The sequence below is a fragment of the Domibacillus aminovorans genome (genome assembly GCF_001643235.1).
Lineage (GTDB): Bacteria > Bacillota > Bacilli > Bacillales > Domibacillaceae > Domibacillus > Domibacillus aminovorans.
Genome location: NZ_LQWY01000024.1, coordinates 18972 through 35619, shown reverse-complemented (window position 1 = coordinate 35619; position 16648 = coordinate 18972). Strand labels below are relative to the sequence as shown.

General features: G+C 40.0%; 15 protein-coding genes and 2 pseudogenes. 15 read left to right on the top strand and 2 right to left on the bottom strand.

Going from position 1 to position 16648, the window contains the following annotated elements; translation table 11 throughout:
• Positions 1 to 237: 237 nt before the first annotated feature.
• The 12 genes and pseudogenes from AWH49_RS10525 to AWH49_RS20740 all read left to right on the top strand — a co-directional run.
• Positions 238 to 1059, top strand: a complete 822-nt coding sequence (locus AWH49_RS10525; RefSeq protein WP_063965661.1) for an urease accessory protein UreD — start codon at positions 238 to 240, stop codon at positions 1057 to 1059.
• Positions 1046 to 1459, top strand: a complete 414-nt coding sequence (locus AWH49_RS20020) for an urease accessory UreF family protein (RefSeq protein WP_082862780.1) — start codon at positions 1046 to 1048, stop codon at positions 1457 to 1459. The genes AWH49_RS10525 and AWH49_RS20020 overlap by 14 nt, the downstream gene beginning before the upstream one ends.
• A 136-nt stretch (positions 1460 to 1595) precedes the next feature.
• Positions 1596 to 2141, top strand: a complete 546-nt coding sequence (locus tag AWH49_RS10515; protein ID WP_063965659.1) for an urease accessory protein UreF — start codon at positions 1596 to 1598, stop codon at positions 2139 to 2141.
• Between the two features lie 27 nt (positions 2142 to 2168).
• On the top strand, positions 2169 to 2570 hold the full coding sequence (gene ureA, locus AWH49_RS10510) for an urease subunit gamma (protein WP_063965658.1): 402 nt from the start codon (positions 2169 to 2171) through the stop codon (positions 2568 to 2570).
• 19 nt (positions 2571 to 2589) lie between these two features.
• The gene (ureB, locus tag AWH49_RS20970; protein WP_063965657.1) at positions 2590 to 2973 is read left to right on the top strand and encodes an urease subunit beta; all 384 of its coding nucleotides are present in this window, start codon (positions 2590 to 2592) and stop codon (positions 2971 to 2973) included.
• 245 nt (positions 2974 to 3218) lie between these two features.
• Positions 3219 to 3392 carry a Spo0E family sporulation regulatory protein-aspartic acid phosphatase gene (locus AWH49_RS19190; RefSeq protein WP_018393314.1) on the top strand — a complete coding sequence of 58 codons (174 nt, stop codon included), beginning with the start codon at positions 3219 to 3221 and terminating at the stop codon, positions 3390 to 3392.
• Between the two features lie 358 nt (positions 3393 to 3750).
• Entirely contained in the window at positions 3751 to 5469 is a 1719-nt protein-coding gene (gene ureC / locus AWH49_RS10500; protein ID WP_425305706.1) for an urease subunit alpha, read from the top strand.
• A 16-nt stretch (positions 5470 to 5485) separates the two neighbouring features.
• On the top strand, positions 5486 to 6010 hold the full coding sequence (locus tag AWH49_RS10495; RefSeq protein ID WP_063965655.1) for an urease accessory protein UreE: 525 nt from the start codon (positions 5486 to 5488) through the stop codon (positions 6008 to 6010).
• A 22-nt stretch (positions 6011 to 6032) separates the two neighbouring features.
• Complete coding sequence (gene ureG / locus AWH49_RS10490; protein WP_063965654.1) at positions 6033 to 6656, top strand: urease accessory protein UreG; 624 nt, start codon at positions 6033 to 6035, stop codon at positions 6654 to 6656.
• Between the two features lie 465 nt (positions 6657 to 7121).
• Positions 7122 to 7751, top strand: coding sequence for an AmiS/UreI family transporter (locus tag AWH49_RS10485; RefSeq protein ID WP_063965653.1), 630 nt, complete (start codon positions 7122 to 7124; stop codon positions 7749 to 7751).
• Between the two features lie 461 nt (positions 7752 to 8212).
• On the top strand, positions 8213 to 8929 hold the full coding sequence (locus AWH49_RS10480) for an urease accessory protein UreH domain-containing protein (protein WP_063965652.1): 717 nt from the start codon (positions 8213 to 8215) through the stop codon (positions 8927 to 8929).
• A 75-nt stretch (positions 8930 to 9004) separates the two neighbouring features.
• Positions 9005 to 9291, top strand: a pseudogene (locus AWH49_RS20740) (ATP-binding cassette domain-containing protein); the annotation flags it as partial.
• A gap of 403 nt (positions 9292 to 9694) precedes the next feature.
• Here AWH49_RS20740 and AWH49_RS10475 read toward each other — a convergent pair.
• Both AWH49_RS10475 and AWH49_RS21260 read right to left on the bottom strand, forming a co-directional pair.
• On the bottom strand, positions 9695 to 12598 hold the full coding sequence (locus AWH49_RS10475) for a transporter substrate-binding protein (protein ID WP_063965651.1): 2904 nt from the start codon (positions 12596 to 12598) through the stop codon (positions 9695 to 9697).
• A 676-nt stretch (positions 12599 to 13274) separates the two neighbouring features.
• A pseudogene (locus AWH49_RS21260) lies at positions 13275 to 13456 on the bottom strand (IS6 family transposase); the annotation flags it as partial.
• A gap of 532 nt (positions 13457 to 13988) precedes the next feature.
• Between AWH49_RS21260 and AWH49_RS21255 the strand changes: the two are divergent.
• The 3 genes from AWH49_RS21255 to AWH49_RS10465 all read left to right on the top strand — a co-directional run bounded on the left by AWH49_RS21255 (position 13989) and on the right by AWH49_RS10465 (position 16368).
• Positions 13989 to 14183 (top strand): ATP-binding cassette domain-containing protein, encoded by a 195-nt coding sequence (locus tag AWH49_RS21255; protein WP_157723708.1) that lies wholly within the window; start codon positions 13989 to 13991, stop codon positions 14181 to 14183.
• 53 nt (positions 14184 to 14236) lie between these two features.
• The gene (locus AWH49_RS21090; RefSeq protein WP_342341787.1) at positions 14237 to 14506 is read left to right on the top strand and encodes an ATP-binding cassette domain-containing protein; all 270 of its coding nucleotides are present in this window, start codon (positions 14237 to 14239) and stop codon (positions 14504 to 14506) included.
• A gap of 500 nt (positions 14507 to 15006) precedes the next feature.
• Complete coding sequence (locus AWH49_RS10465; protein WP_063965650.1) at positions 15007 to 16368, top strand: MATE family efflux transporter; 1362 nt, start codon at positions 15007 to 15009, stop codon at positions 16366 to 16368.
• Positions 16369 to 16648 lie beyond the last annotated feature (280 nt).

The window sequence follows — 16648 nt, the reverse complement described above, 5'->3', positions numbered from 1 at the left end:
TGTGAGAAAAACAAGAAGTAATTGTCGCGAGGCTTACGAGCTTTTAACGCTGCTTCACCAGGATAAGATTGATAGCGCATACAATCCAATGGGATAAGATTGATAGCGCATACAATCCAACAAGAGCTGGAGTAGGGTAACGGGATACTTACAGCAGACGTCCCGATGGAAGATGACAAGAAGTAATTGATCATCTAAGATTCATCTTCATCGGGTGGCAGCGAAAGGAGATAGAACATGCAGGAGGGTATGTTGGAACTCGCTATTAAGGTTGACCAGAATGAAAAAAGTTACGTTTCCCGGATGAATTACAGATTTCCATTAAAGATCATGCGTCCATTTTATTTGGACGATATGGGTACTGCATTCGTGTATGTTTTCGATACAGCAGGGGGAATGTTGGCTGGAGATCGTGCGGATTATTCCATACGTGTGGAAGATGGTGCCCGTCTTTATTTGACGAACGCCTCAACTTCCAAAATCTATCAAATGCCAGAAGGCAAGGCCTATATAAACCAACACTTTCATGTAGGTGAGAATGCCAGCTTTGAATGTTTTCCCGAGGCGATCTCTTTGTTTCGACAATCGGAACTAGAGACACAAACTTGGATTGATGTACATCCAAACTCTGTATTAGCTTACTGCGAAATGTACTCCAGTGGCCGTAAAAGCGCGGGAGAGTCGTTCGATTTCAGAAGTCTCTCGAATCGGTTTCATTTATATATCGGAGGGAAGCTGGCGATTTGGGAGCAATATCGATTGAACATGGAACGAGAACAATTCGCGCGGCTTGGTTATTTAGAAGGATACTCCCATTGGGGAAACTTGTACTTATATGCCGGTCAAGGTAAGGCCGATAACATTGCAGGGCTTCAGGAGTATTTATCAACAAAGGACAGATCGAGTGTTCGTTCAGGGTGTTCACTGCATCCAAGTGGTGTCATTACGATCAAAGCACTTAGTTCGAACTACGAAGAGATGACAGAATTGTTTAATGACGTTTGGTCCTTTATGAGACCGCTAATGTTGAAAGGGGAGTTGCCCTATATCCGGAAATAAGCAAACATCAAGTTTACCTACATGGTCGCAACTGTCTGGAGGAGCATTTCCAACAGATAGCTTTAACCACTCTTACGATCTTGAAACCTATATTCAGACCTACCGTATCAATACAGCGGCAGAAGTAGAGAGTGTTTTGCAAACTATACTTGAAGTAAACATTCGTCTAGACGCTGCATTTGTCAAAGAGGCGTATAAGGCTACTTTACAGGATGATTCAGTTAGATTGGCCAAGCTTCAGGAATTGTATACGGCTGGAAAACCTGCCAAGTTATTCGAGGCTAGTATGAAAAAGGGTAGATCGCTATTGATCGGTGTGGAAAATTTACATGACGACAACAATAACAGCTCCATTTATGAAAACTTGTTGAAAGGGGAGTTGCCTTATATCCGGAAATAAGCAAACATCAAGTTTACTTACATGGTTGCAACTGTCTGGAGGAACATTTCCAACAGGTAGCTTTAACCACTCTTACGGTCTTGAAACCTATATTCATACCTACCGTATCAATACAGCGGCAGAAGTAGAGAGTGTTTTGCAAACCATACTTGAAGTAAACATTCATTTAGACGCTGTATTTGTCAAAGAGGCGTATGAGGCTACTTTACAGGATGATTCAGTTAGATTGGCCGAGCTTCAGGAATTGTATACGGCTGCAAAACCTGCCAAGGAGTTATTCGAGGCTAGTATGAAAACGGGTAGATCGCTATTGATCGGTGTGAAAAATCTACAGGTAGGCAATGAAGCTTCCTTTTATGGAAACTTGTTGAACAATTCTTTACAGTATCACTACGCGATAGGCTATGGCGTAGTGGCGGCAAAACTGTCTTTACCTTTATGGGAGACTGTGCAGACGTTTTTGTTTTCTGGATTGGTCTCTTTGGTATCCGTGGCGACCCGAATTATGCCACTTGGTCAGAATGAGTCGCAGCTTGTGCTCTACAGACTTGGAAAACGATTGGAAAGTTATTCGATGAGAGAAGAAGACTTTATGATTGAGAACGTAAATAGTTTTTCTCCTGGTCTTGAGATTGCTTCAATGGAACATGAAACCTTATATACAAGGCTCTGCATGTCATAAAAATAAGAATAGGTGGTGGAGGAAAAAATGCATTTAACTCCAAGGGAAAATGAAAGGCTGCTAGTATTTACTACAGCTGAATTAGCAAGAAGAAGATTGAAAAATGGACTGAAACTCAATTACCCAGAAGCGGCGGCAATTATAAGCGATGAGCTGATGGAACAGGCCGTTACAGCGAACAAGCGGTTGGCTGATATTATTTCTTTCGGCACACAAATATTGTCACAAGAAGATGTCCTACCTGGAGTGAGAGAGCTAATCCCAATCTTACAAGTGGAAGGAATGTTTTCTGACGGATCAAAGTTAATCACTATACATGACCCAATTCGTCTCCCGACAAGAGCAGAGATAGGGAAGGAAAACTATTTTACATTGGATGATTCGATTTTTACTTCGACAAGATCCGACATCGTGAACCAAACTGTTTAATATTTTAGGAGGTGACAGAATGATGAAAATTAATGGAAATATAGGAGAAATTCGTTACGAAGAAGAATCTATTACGCTACGTCCAGGGTCTCACAGAGAGGTGATTCGAGTTCAGCATTGTGGTGACCGTCCAATTCAGGTAGGATGCCACTTTCACTTTTTTGAAGTGAACAAAGCCCTGCAATTTGACCGTGAAAAAGCATTTGGTAAGCATCTAGATATATTGTCTGGTACAGCTATTCGGTTTGAACCTGGTGAAGAAAAGACCATTCAGTTGGTCGACTTTAGAGGGAAAAGGAATATATTCGGTTTTAATGGGTTGACGATGGGTTCTAGTGAAGATCAAACCATTCGAGAAAATGCCTTCAAAATGGCTCGAGAAAAAGGGTATATGAAAGAATGACGAACGATGGGCGGGGATATTGACGCAAGTAAACACCCTGCCCAGAGTGAAAGAACGGGACCTAATCGTACAAGTGACGGGAAATAAAGCTAATTAACATGTGGCTGTGTTAAAGAATAGTATCGATTTCTGGTTTTAAAGAAGTAGAGCAATGGATTATAAAATCTTTTAGTAAGTTTCTGAGGTTTTCTTAGGATTTTTAAATTAAAAAACTTCACAAATAGCGGAGAGAAAGGGATAAGTTAATGGTTTGTAAAAATTTACTAGATCTAAAGAATAGTATAGATGACGATCGACTAGTTATGTATGAATTGGCAAAGAATAAAGAACTCTCTGATCCCGATGTAATAAATATCAGTCATAAAATAGACAGAAAAATTATAATATTACAAAAAATGATTCATGCAGCTTGTTCCTGATAAACAGGATTGTCTGGTTATCAGGATTCAAAATAAGATTGACCGAATATCACTTATGATAGCTTAACTAGAAATATCAACATCTAATATTAACAAATTCTAATATTTAGTAGATGATAGAATATTCCAAAATAATAAGTGAACCGGATCCTTCCGCTATATCCGGATTTCCGAATAGAAACGATCTGAGTCCGGCATTGCGGCGGTTGTCCGACGGGTTGCTTTCGCAGGAAAGGGTAAATTAATTGGTTTTAATGGATTGACGAAAGGTTCTGTTGAAGATCAAGCTATTCGGGACAGTTCCTTCAAAACGGTTCAGAAAAAGGATACATGAAATAATTATAATGATGAAAAGGGGATAACCATGGAAATAAGCAGAGAGCATTACGGTGAATTATACGGTCCAACTGTTGGAGACAAGATCTCGCTTGCAGATACAAATCTTTGGATTGAAATTGAGAAGGACTATAATGCTCCGAACTATGGAGACGAAGCAGTATTTGGCGGTGGTAAGACATTACGGGAGGGGATGGGACAATCATCTATTCCAAATAGTGAAGGTGCACTAGATTTTGTCATTACGAATGTCATCATAATGGATCCTATTCAAGGGATTGTCAAAGGCGATATTGGCATCAAGGAAGGCAAAATCGTGGGCATCGGAAAGGCTGGAAATCCTAACACGATGGAGATTACTCCGGGTCTGATCGTTGGTCCCGGTACGGATATCATTTCCGCTGATCCAGGAATGATAGCTACACCAGGTGGGATCGATACCCATGTACACTTTGACTCAGCCCAATTGGTTGAAGAGGCACTCAGCAGCGGACTCACGACCATGCTGGGAGGTGGAACAGGTCCAAAGACTGTAGGTATCGAAGCGCCCGGTGCTTTTAATATCCAACGAATGATTGCTGCTTTTGAGGCGTTCCCTATGAACATGGGCATGCTTGGTAAAGGTAATTCGAGTGACAAAGCGGCATTGGTCGAACAAATCAAAGGAGGAGCGATTGGACTTAAAATTCATGAAGACTGGGGAAGCACGCTGTCAGTGATCGATACAGCCCTTCAAGTGGCAGATGAAATGGATTTTCAAGTTCAAATTCATACCGACACGCTGAACGAGTCGGGCTTCGTAGATGATACATTGGAAGCAATCAATGGACGTACCATTCATGCCTATCACATCGAAGGAGCAGGCGGAGGTCACGCACCGGATATACTAAAGGCGGCAGGCTATCCGCATATTATTCCATCCTCCACTAATCCGACAAACCCATATACCGTCAATACGGTAGATGAACATCAAGATATGATTATGGTTTGTCATCATTTGAATCCGGCAGTACCCGAGGATGTCGCCTTTGCAGATTCTCGTGTTCGAGCAGAAACGATAGCTGCGGAAGACGTTCTTCACGATATGGGGGCTATCAGTATTATGGGTTCCGACTCTCAAGGTATGGGACGCATTGGAGAGAGCATTTTGCGTGTATGGCAGCTTGCCTCGAAAATGAAACTTCAGCGGGGGGCGTTACCTGAGGAACAAGGAGACAATGACAATGCTCGTGCGCTTCGTTATTTGGCCAAATATACAATTAATCCTGCTACTGTATTTGGCATTAAAGATTATGTCGGTTCTTTGGAACCTGGCAAGCTGGCAGATATAGTTCTTTGGCGGCATACCTTATTCGGTGTGAAGCCCGAGACGATTATTAAAGGTGGTTTTATTGCATGGTCAACGATGGGAGAGCCGAACGCTTCGCTCATGACTTGTCAACCTGTGCTGTACCGACCACAGTATGGATCTTTTGGAAGCAATCCGAACAAACTGTCCTATATTTTTGTTAACCAAGCAGCTATAGATAACGGAATCGCCGATCAGCTCCCAGCATCTGCCGAGAAGTTCGTACCGGTTCGAAATACGAGAAATCTTGGTAAAAAAGATATGATACGGAACGATTATTGTCCGAATATTAAAGTGGATCCTGAGACATACCGTGTAGAAGTAGATGGGGAAGTGGTGACCTGCGATCCGTTGGAGGAAGTACCAATGAGCCGCCTTTATTTTCTTAGATAAGAAAGGATGATGTGTAATGATTTGCAATCAAATAGTAGGAAATGCATTTGCTGAGGGGCTTACTCATGAGAACGAGGAGTTACGTGGATTTGAAACTGTTGAATTGACATGGGATGAATGTGCTAAACGAATTCTTCGCAAGAAGACGAATCGCGGCAGAGAAATAGGCATTTCCTTGCCACTGCAGCCACAGACTTCACTTCGCCATGGAGATATTCTGACAAGGGAAGGGAAAGGGAAAGTTCTTGTATCCCTTCAGCCTTGCGATGTTTTCGTTGTGTTCTCCGAATCAACGAAAGAGCTTGGGTTGATCGCCTATGAGTTCGGGAATAGACATTTGCCTCTTGAAGTGACGGATAGCGGGGAAATTGTTCTACTAATAGACGACCCGACGAAAGTGCTGTTGAACAAGTTACATGTACAGTATGAGACACAATGTAGACGCTTCCAACCTATTCCGAAGGGGGGCGGACATCACCACCATGATCATGATCACCACCATGATCATGTAGATCAAAGTTTGATGGGCAGCAAACAATAAACTTTTAGTGGAGGTATGTAAAATGGGATATGTCAGATTAGGTATTGCAGGACCAGTTGGTTCAGGAAAAACGGCACTGGCTGAGCGTTTGACTAAACACATGGCGAAGGAATACAGTATGGCCGTCGTCACGAACGATATTTATACGAAAGAAGATGCAGAGTTTCTCGTTCGTTCAGGGGTACTTCCTCCGGAACGAATCGTTGGAGTCGAAACGGGCGGGTGTCCTCATACGGCCATCCGGGAGGATGCTTCCATGAATTTGGAGGCGATTGACGATCTTGCTACGCGTTTTCCAGATGTCGAGCTTATTTTGGTAGAGAGTGGGGGCGACAACTTGTCGGCCATCTTTAGCCCAGAGCTAGTCGATGCTTTCATTTACGTTATCGATGTGGCCGAAGGAGATAAAATTCCACGCAAAGGCGGTCCAGGTATTACTCGTTCCGATTTGCTAGTCATTAACAAGATCGATCTTGCTCCTTACGTTGGTGCAGACTTGGAGATGATGGACCGTGACACTAAACGTATGAGAGTGGATCGGCCATATTTGTTCACCAATATGGTAACAGAAGAAGGTCTGGATGAAGTTATTAGTTGGATCAAGAAGCAAGTACTTCTAGAAGATCTTTCTTTAAAGAGTCATTGAATTGAAATCAATACTGGCATCAGGTAAATTATTCAAAAGAATTGGGGAAAACTTTCTTTGATAGATATTGCTTTTGTCTTCATGCGTCTGCTACCTCTGATCGTTTTTGAAATGACAAAATGTGGACAAGGTCTTTTTATTCAGTATATTACCAAGAACGAAGTACATGTTCAAAATAGGAAGCTGGCTTCCCGATTTACTATAAATCTATACTTATTGTCTTAGTAACTGTGGGTTTAAAATTAAACCTGATTATGTTGGAATGCTAGACTATTAGGATATCATCACCAAAGTAAAATATTAATAAACGAGCGTAAATGAATTTTGAGGCATTTACGCTCGTTATATATTATTGAAAGTGTTAAATTTCTTTGAATTTACACGGAGAAAAAAGAACACTATAGTCTGGATTCTATCCCTAAAAGAAGTGATGTATTCTACTGATTCTTAAAGGAGGCTAAAAAAGTGAGCTCGGTTGGACTAATGTATGTAGGTGCTGTATTATTTGTCAACAGTCTAATGCTGTTCGGTAAAATCAATGGCAAAAGCGCAGGGGTGTTTAATCTCTTTGTTGGTGCTATACAGGTGATCTCTCCTTTCTATTTAATTTTCACAGCAAATGGGGATTCTTGGGCCATTTTTAATGCCTCTGGTATTTTTCTGTTTGGTCTAACGTACCTTTACGTGGGTATTACAAATCTGAAAAACTATGATCCATCAGGTGTAGGCTGGTACTCCTTATGGGTAGCTATCCTCGCATTAGGCTATGCGGGTGTAAACTTGATCCATTTTAATGATGTCAAGTTTACTATTATTTGGTTGATGTGGTCTTTTCTCTGGACATTGTTCTACCTATTACTAGCCGCAAAGAAAGATATTGGGATCTTCACCGGATGCGTGGCCCTCATTCAATCCTGGATTACGGCGGCTATTCCTGCTTTTCTTATCTTAATTGGTCAGTGGGATGCAGTGGGGCCAAAAACAACATGGGGGGTAACAATACTTACAATCCTACTTTTCGTAGTTGCGTATTGGTCTACAAAGCCCTCAGCATCTTCTAAGGATCAGGCTTCTAATATAAAATTAAGGGCTTAACGTATGATGGCCAGACAGGCATAGCGCCTGTCTGTTTTTAAAATTAAACTTTCTTTGAATGAATAATAATTGTAGTTTCTAAATTAATTAATAGCTACCTGTACAATCTTATTCGTGATGAAAGCAGTTCCTAAAGCCTATGTAACGGTATTGGTGAGTTACGAATCTATGCACACATATTTGATTTTACTGGGATTTTTTATTGATTCCAAAATTAAAGGTAAACTTTCTTCTCGTTTGTAGGATAGGTCAATAACCTACTGTATAACATAGCCTAGATACTTACTCTTGCAATGATTAACAACTTTATTATTTTTCTATGAAATTATAATCTAGTAGTGGCTAAGTATGAATGAAAAATTTGTTTACTTATAATGGAATCGATTTCATAATGCGTACTTTTTAAAATCATAAAGAGACAGAATCGTAGATGATATTTAAAAAACGAAGGAGGTATATCAATGGAGGTAAGTTATCTATCCATTCTAGCTTTGGGATTTGTACTTGGAATCAAACACGCAATTGAACCAGACCATATAATCGCTGTATCGACAATAGCTAGTCAAAGTAAGAAGTTGTTGCGATCCTCTTTAGCAGGAGTGTTTTGGGGGATAGGCCACACTGCAACATTATTTATAGTGGGGATTATTTTCATTCTTATGAAAGATGAAATACCGGAAGAATGGGCTATGTCATTAGAATTTTTAGTAGGTATTATGCTTGTTTATCTTGGTGTTACAACGATCCTTTCTTTTAAAAATATTCATATACATGAGCATGAACACCATACAGAAGAACATAAACACGTTCATTCCCATGAAAACAGTGGTAAACATGAGCATAAACACTCCCATAAAAATGTATCATATCTAAAATCCGTGTTGATTGGCTTAGTTCATGGCCTTGCAGGAAGTGGGGCAATGATTCTATTAACGATGAGTACTGTAAAGAGTGTTTGGGAAGGCGCTATGTATATCCTTATATTTGGTGCAGGAACAGTCATTGGTATGCTTTTCTTTACTACAATTATTGGAATTCCATTTGTTTTTAGTGCGAAAAAGATAAGTCTGAATAAAACACTTACCCAAATTACTGGGGTGATTAGTACAGTGTTTGGGATTTATTACATGTACAACTTAGGAGTAATAGAAGGATTGTTTAAACTTTGGATACAGTAAGACCAGTTTACTAACGCCTGATTTTTTCAGGCGTATTTTTTTTAAAAAAATTACTGAGACAGAAAAAATGTGAAGGCGATTACGAGTCTTGATATCACGATGCATGAAGGAGAAATTCTTGCCGTAGTCGGTTCCAGTGATTCAGGGAAAAGCTTGTTCGCCCATGCCATTCTAGGGATTTTGCCTAGCAATGCAAGAGTGAGCGGCACGATAAATTTTTAGGAGACGAACTTTCGCCAGTACGGCAAGCTGCCTTGCGCGGGAGGGAAATTGCATTGGTTCCACAGTCGGTTAATTTCCTTGATCCTTTAATGCGTGTGGGGGCACATGTTCGTATGTCTGTACGTAATGATAATCCTGTCGTTGTTGATTTTAAATAAAGAGGATTAATTAAATATAAAGTAGAGGAACTTTCTATTTTGAACGTACCTCTTAAGTTACTTTCAATATTCATTAAGGACAACATCCCGCCCTTCTCCGGTCCAACTAGTATTTCAGCATTCGAAGAAATCCCTGCATACTAGTTGGAAATTGAAGGACACCTTAAACGAAGGATGGGACCCTAATGATAATTTGCTTTTTCTCTTGGTATAGGATATTCAAATTTTTATACAAGAATATAATAAGCAAGAGTTCTTGTGCATATTATCCAGGGTGAGAATCCCTGTCAATTATAATTTAATGGAGTTAGCTGCTTAATCTCAAAGTTAACAGGTTAATGCAGTTTCATATTTCTAGTGAATTATTATCGAACCTGAATCTTCCTCATTTAACTCTTTCATTTTGAATGTTATGCTCTTTAAGTTTAGAGTACAAGGTTGTGCGAGAAATGCCTAGGTGTTTGGCTGTTTTTGAAATATTTCCTTTATAGTCCATTAAAGCTTTAATGTAAACCTGTCGTTCGTGCTCATCGCTTTTCTGTATACTCTCTTCAATGTTCGCCACATCCGGAAGAGAATCAACTAATATGTCCCGCTCGTTTACTCGCGAGACATTAGAATAATGAACAATAAATTGAGGTAGGTGATGTGCCGTAATGAAAGGAGATTCCCCTGCCAAATAAAATGCTCTTTCTATGACATTGTTCAACTCCCGAATGTTTCCGGGCCAATTGTATTTTCTTAATAGTTCGGCGGCTTCCTCTGAAAGATCCTTCCTCGGCTGTTCCATTTCAGCACTAAGTTCCTCCAAATAATAGCTGCTCAACTCGATAATATCTTCAGTTCTTTTACGGAGTGGAATCAGTTCGATTGTAAAAACATTCAAACGGTAATACAAGTCGCTCCGAAAAGAGCCACTATAGGCTATTTCCTGAAACAAATTTTTGTTCGTTGCGGCAATAATACGTACATCCACCGGAATAGGCTTATGGCCGCCGACTCGTACGACTTCCTTCTCCTGTAATACTCTCAATAATGTTGTCTGAAGATCAATGGGCATATCCCCGATCTCATCAAGGAAAAGTGTTCCCCCGTTTGCAATTTCGAATTTGCCCGCGTTCCCTCCTTTTTTGGCTCCTGTGAACGCTCCATCTTCATAACCGAACAGTTCAGCATTGATTAGTTCTTTTGAAATGGAAGCGCAGTTTATCGCCACAAATGGTTTATCCTTTCGTTTGCTTTCATTATGAATAGCACGGGCGAACATCTCTTTCCCGGTTCCACTTTCTCCTAGCAAAAGGACGTTTGCTTTCGTTTTAGCAGCGGAACGAGCAAACTCAATAGTTTGCAAAAACAATTCGTTCAAGCCAATTAAATCATTAGTTGTTAAGCTATGCCTCTCTTTCAAAGAAAAACGATGCATTTGACGAGGGAGCGGTTTGAAATATATGAAGTACATAGAATTTTTATAGATCACTTTAACTTCATAGCTTTCTTCTGAATCCTCCCGCCTTAGAGTACGAACGATGTTTTCTATACTTTCTTCTTCTTGTTCTGAAGAAAGCTCCAGCAGAACGGAGTTGACTAAATCCCGTTTGCGTTTGAATAGTGTATCGGCCGTTTGATTTTGAAACAGGACCCTTCCTTCTTTTACGACAAATAGGCTCTTCGTAAGTTGAGCAGATACTCCATGCAGTACATCGGATAATGTACGCTGTTCCTCTTCGATATCTGCCATGTTGGCACATACATGGATGATACTCCCTATACTTGTGAGCAGGGGTTCAGTAGATTCCGGAGCAGTGTCAGGAATCCATACAGCTAACACACCTTTGCGGACGCCGGAGTTCCCGATGATGGGGAAACCTACTGTCGTCAACCCAAATGGGGATTCTCCAGTCCCCAGTTCCCTGGTCACTTCATAAGAAGATGAGTATTTGCGCAGTGCAAGACCGATTCCACTGTTGCCTAAAGATGCACTATAACCACTGTCCCCAAGCTTCAATTCATGAAGGTGAGCAGGAATCAAAGGTGAATTGAAGATCTCTAGCATCACACCGTCTTCATCAAAATAAGCAAATGGAACGGGCATGGTTGCCAAAGATTTTTTCAATATGGACAAAAGAGGATCATGCCGCATAATTTTGGACTTCAAATAGTCAGCGTCATCCACAGGATTGAAATCCAGAGTTGGATCTAATAACTCATGTTCCAGAAATGGAATGGGTACAATGGGCTTTCCCGATTCCCATACAATGGTGAACCGACCGGATTTATTGACCTTTCCGATCCTAGAATTCAGCCATAAATGCTGAGTCGAACTATCAAATATGACTTTTCCTTGCGGAGTTTCGAGTGAAAGTCCGGATAAAGCGCTGCGAATGGAGTCGGTCGAAATTGTATTGGTCCTCTTTAAGGCTTCAGCCAGTAATAAAACGCTATTGTAAGCGCTCTCCATCATGGAACTGATTATATCGGTGCCATATGTTTGTCGGAATTCAGTGATGAACTTTCTATTACTGACACTGTCGATAGAACTGAAGTAGGGAAAACAAGAATAATGGCCTAAAGCCCTGTAGGGATGAAGAGCCACAATTTCCGTTTCAGCCGAAACGGTGCTGGCAATTGGTTGATGCATCTTGTATTTCTCATGCTGTTGGTAAAAGCTGAGTGCACTGTCTCCGACCAACGTCGAGAAGATAACATCGGGATTCATTCCGCGAATTTCATTGAGTGTCTTAGCAAAATTCTGGTGTCCTAGGGCTACATGTTTTTCGCCATACACGGTACCACCATTGGATTGAATCAATTGGCGAATGTGACGGTTCGTCTCCAAAGGATAAATATAATCGGACCCAAGTAAGTAAAAGGATTTTCCAACATTGTGGATCAGCCAAGGAATAAAATCAAGCAACTGTTGATTGGGCAACGAACCACAGTAAATGACATTCGGATGTTGTTCCGAACCTTCGTAAAAAGTAGGATAAAACAGCAGAGCATTATGTTTTTCCAGAACAGGGATAACTATTTTCCGACAGCCAGAAGTATAGATCCCGACAATGGCTGTCACTTGGTCTGAAATGATCAGCTTTTCGGCTTTTCGGGCAGCTATATAAGGATCTGAGGCAGCATCTTCGACGATCGGCACCAGAGTTTTCCCATTAATTCCACCACTCTCATTAACATGGCGTATGGCTAATAAACTGGCTTGATGCAGTCCTTGTTCAGTAATACTTGTCGTACCAGTCAATGAAAATAGAATCCCGACTTTCAGCTCATTGTTTTTCACTTTATAGCCCTCCTTAAAAGGAAACAAGTATCATTACAGTGGTTAAAATGATTTATTTAACTATATTGTCTCCTCTATCTATCTTAATTTAGCCACGTATTCAATGGTTTTATTTACGCAAAGATAAAACGGACGATCAAATTAGAACACGCTAATAGATAAATCAAATAAAGGCATAATTATTCCCATCATTAATATGAAAATAATTACGATTCTATTATTTTTTTATTTGTTGGCTCGCCCTGTGACCCTAACCATTCTTCATGTTTTCGTCTACGCAAAACGATAAAGGAGCTAGTATCTAAGTCAACTAGCTCTATACTAAAGATAATGAATACGATAATTTGATTGGCTAATCCGAACAATCATGCTTTATTTAGTTTGATTTTCATCATATTGGCTCTTATAGGAAATTTAGATCAAACATTAGGAGGGTATGTTTCTTTAAATATACCATAATCTTGCTATATATAGTAAAAATCAGACCCGATTTTAAACAGTAAAATGAAAAGTAAATCTATTATTACGGAGTGAACAGGATGCTTGTAAAATTACTTACCATTATTTTGTGCATTTCGCTACTGTTTCTTGCTCTATGTTCGTCCGATAATCAAACTTCTAAGGAATCCGCTCCTGCAAATAAATCAACTTCTACTACGACAGATGCTCTTATCCATTGAGGTCCATATGGATGAATCCAACACATAATGGTGACATCTGCAATAGATAGACCAGTTCTTCTATCATATCCACAAGATTTCTAAAATTGAGGTTTTACCATAGGTACTATCTTACCGTTCATAAAATAATGTCAGGCTGATGGTAGTGCTTCCACTTAAATAAATTTTCATTTGTCATACGGATCACGCATCTTTTTGAGAGTAGTAATATCAGTATGTCCAAATTTCATAGATTTTTTGCACCAGAATCTTATTTTGATGGCTCAGTATTTGCTGTACAAACTGAAGCGAATAGAAATAACTGAATGCAAAAAAGTGTTCAAAAAAAGTGTTCAAAAATTGTACAGTTGTTCAGAACGAAAGTGTACAACTGTACAATTTTGATAAAGTATTCAATAAATTTATAATATAAATAAAATGTTCATTTACGATTTTCTAATAAATAAAATGAAATTTTTATGGTATGAGTATAGAAGAATAACTTCTCTATATCACTATTTAAATAAATAGTACTCTTCATAGTCCGAAAAAATATTGAATATTTTTTCGGTTTGGCATGATAGTTGCATATTAAAAGACAAGGGCGATAATTCATTAAAATTTAACTTCTGGTTGTTTGTTTGAACATCGTTGTGAAACTGCGACACGGGAGTGTGGCCTTGTACAACCTGAAATATGGGAATTACGAAGCGGAATGGTGAGGTGTATACATGCAACTTGAGGCATGTAATATAGGTTTTCGTTATCGAAAGGGTCCTTGGGTGTTTCGAGGGGTTAACCTGACAGTTAAACCAGGAGAAATCGTTGGACTTATAGGTCCAAGCGGTTGCGGAAAAAGCACACTTGGGCGTGTACTATCGGGCTATGATATTCCAGATGAGAGGAATCTCACCATTCATTACTGACCACCTCTTACTCATCTCTGGTCCAACTAGTCTTTCAACATCCAGAGAAAGCCGTGAATCCTCGGTGGAAGATGGAGGACATCTTAAACGAAGGATGGAAACCCGATGAAAAATTGCTCTCTTCCCTTGGAATAGAAAAAGAATGGTTTCGTCGATGGCCTCATGAATTATCTGGCGGGGAGCTGCAACGTTTTTGTATAGCTCGATCGTTTGGTCCCAATACCCGCTTTCTCATTGCTGATGAAATGACGACGATGCTAGATGCGATTACTCAAGCTCAAATTATGCATGCTGTCTTGAATATCGCTCAAAGAGAGAGTTAGGTATTCTCATCATAAGCCATGAATGGAGTTTGATTCAGCGGCTTTGCAACAGAGTAATTCAGCGGGACACTCAAAAGTTAAATTTCTATGAAACCGAGTTTCCAAAGGTTTCTGAACAATTTGCTTAGGTTAAAAGGATAGACTAGACGAGCAGATGGAATGAAGTGAACGAATTAAAGTCAGCCTATTGATAAAAGCGGCTGACTTTAATAATAAGAGCCCAATGTGGTATCGAGGATGAAAATCCTTGGCAATTATATTTAAAAGGGAGTCGCTGCTTAATCTCAAAGTGAACAAATTATTGGTTCAATATTTTTAGTGATTGATTTTGAATACCTGAACCTTCCTTATTTAACTTTTCTAATTGTCCCGATACGCAAAGATAAAACAGACGATCAGATTAGAATACGTTAATTGATAAATCAAATAATGGCATAATTATTCCCATTATTAATATGAAAATGATTATGATAATTTGATTGCCTAAGGAAGGGGTTAGCATGTCTTCACAAAGACTAGTGGAAAACCGAACAACGAAAGAAAAAGTGTTTGCTATTCTTTTATTAGCTATTCCAGCCATGATCGAAAACATCTTGCAAACAGTTGTTGGTTTTGTAGATACTTTATTTGTTGCTAAGCTTGGGCTGGTAGAAGTAACGGCAGTCGGGATTGCAAATGCTGTTTTAGCCGTGTATATGGCTATCTTCATGGCCATTGGAGTTGGTGCTTCATCCTTAATTGCCCAAAGCATCGGGGCAGGAAATATAGATAAGGCAAAAGCAGTTGCAAAACAATCCACCTTTATCGCCATCATAGTCGGAATATTTTTTGGACTGATCACTTTATTTTTCACTGAATCGTTACTTAACCTTATGGGAGCTGAATCTCAAGTTATATCAGAAGGTGCTGTTTATCTCCGAATCATCGGTACCCCCTCTATCTTCATTTCCCTGATGATTATTTTCGGAAGTATCTTACGTGCATCTGGCAATACCAGAACCCCAATGAATGTGGCTTGGTGGATGAATATCCTGCACATTGTCCTTGATTATCTGTTGATTTTTGGATTAGGAAGTGAGATGGGGTGGGGAATTGCAGGGGCAGCATGGGCAACAGTCATAGTCCGTGTACTTGGAACGCTGGCTCTATATTATTACATCAGAAAGTCCAATGTCTCGTTCTCCCTTTTTGATTCATCCGAATCAAAGTCATTGTTACCCTTCATTATTAGGCTATCTACACCGGCTACCATTGAACGATTGATTATGCGCTTAGGTCAAGTTCTTTATTTTGGACTGATCGTCGTTGTTGGAACAGAGACATTCGCCGCCCATACAATTGCAGCGAATATCGAGACGTTTTCCTATATGCCAGGTTATGGATTGGCGATAGCAGCAACAACCTTGGTCGGCCAGTATGTTGGAGCTGGTCGGTTTAAAGAGGCCTATCATTATGGGATCCTTACTACAGGAATCGCCATTGCATTCATGAGCATCATTGGGGTTTTCATGTTTTTGTTTGCCCCTTGGTTAGCCACGTGGTTTACAAATGATGCAGCAGCTATACAGATGGTTACTGTAGCCTTACGAATCGATGCTTTTGCCCAGCCTGCTTTAGCAATCGGACTAGTCATAACCGGTGCATTGCAGGGAGCAGGGGACACCAAGAGCCCAATGTACAGTACGGCCATAGGGATGTGGCTAATCAGAATCGTCGGAATCTATGTCCTAGGTATTTACTTCAAAATGGGAATTGCAGGGATATGGATTGCTATTGCTTTGGATATCCTTATTCGTGCAATCTTTTTATCCTGGATATATCGCTACCTCTTCAGGCGTTTAATTCAGGGGGGAGGAAGCTAGCATAAATGAGGAACAAAGGTGTATGGCTTCCAAGTAAAGACAGAAATCAAAATCCGCAACACCCTAAATACTCCCAAACCCTGAAAATAAAAGTCGATGAAGCCTTTAATTTGAGTACGTTAAAACTGGTATTAGTAAGGATGACACAATGAATTTAGATGAGAAGTATCTGTTGAATTTATAAACTCGCATACGCCAATTATTTTGTAGCCATAAAGCCTATAGTAAGACAGTTTTTAGCAAAGGAACTAATCATAAGAACCGCTATAATTTGATTGTT

What these genes read in the sequence shown, in the direction of transcription:
- ureB (WP_063965657.1), top strand. Translation starts at nt 2,590, where the DNA reads ATGATGAAAATTAATGGAAATATAGGAGAAATTCGTTACGAAGAAGAA.
- AWH49_RS10480 (WP_063965652.1), top strand. Translation starts at nt 8,213, where the DNA reads ATGGAGGTAAGTTATCTATCCATTCTAGCTTTGGGATTTGTACTTGGA.
- AWH49_RS10465 (WP_063965650.1), top strand. Translation starts at nt 15,007, where the DNA reads ATGTCTTCACAAAGACTAGTGGAAAACCGAACAACGAAAGAAAAAGTG.
- AWH49_RS10495 (WP_063965655.1), top strand. Translation starts at nt 5,486, where the DNA reads ATGATTTGCAATCAAATAGTAGGAAATGCATTTGCTGAGGGGCTTACT.
- AWH49_RS10525 (WP_063965661.1), top strand. Translation starts at nt 238, where the DNA reads ATGCAGGAGGGTATGTTGGAACTCGCTATTAAGGTTGACCAGAATGAA.
- AWH49_RS21255 (WP_157723708.1), top strand. Translation starts at nt 13,989, where the DNA reads ATGCAACTTGAGGCATGTAATATAGGTTTTCGTTATCGAAAGGGTCCT.
- AWH49_RS19190 (WP_018393314.1), top strand. Translation starts at nt 3,219, where the DNA reads ATGGTTTGTAAAAATTTACTAGATCTAAAGAATAGTATAGATGACGAT.
- ureA (WP_063965658.1), top strand. Translation starts at nt 2,169, where the DNA reads ATGCATTTAACTCCAAGGGAAAATGAAAGGCTGCTAGTATTTACTACA.
- ureG (WP_063965654.1), top strand. Translation starts at nt 6,033, where the DNA reads ATGGGATATGTCAGATTAGGTATTGCAGGACCAGTTGGTTCAGGAAAA.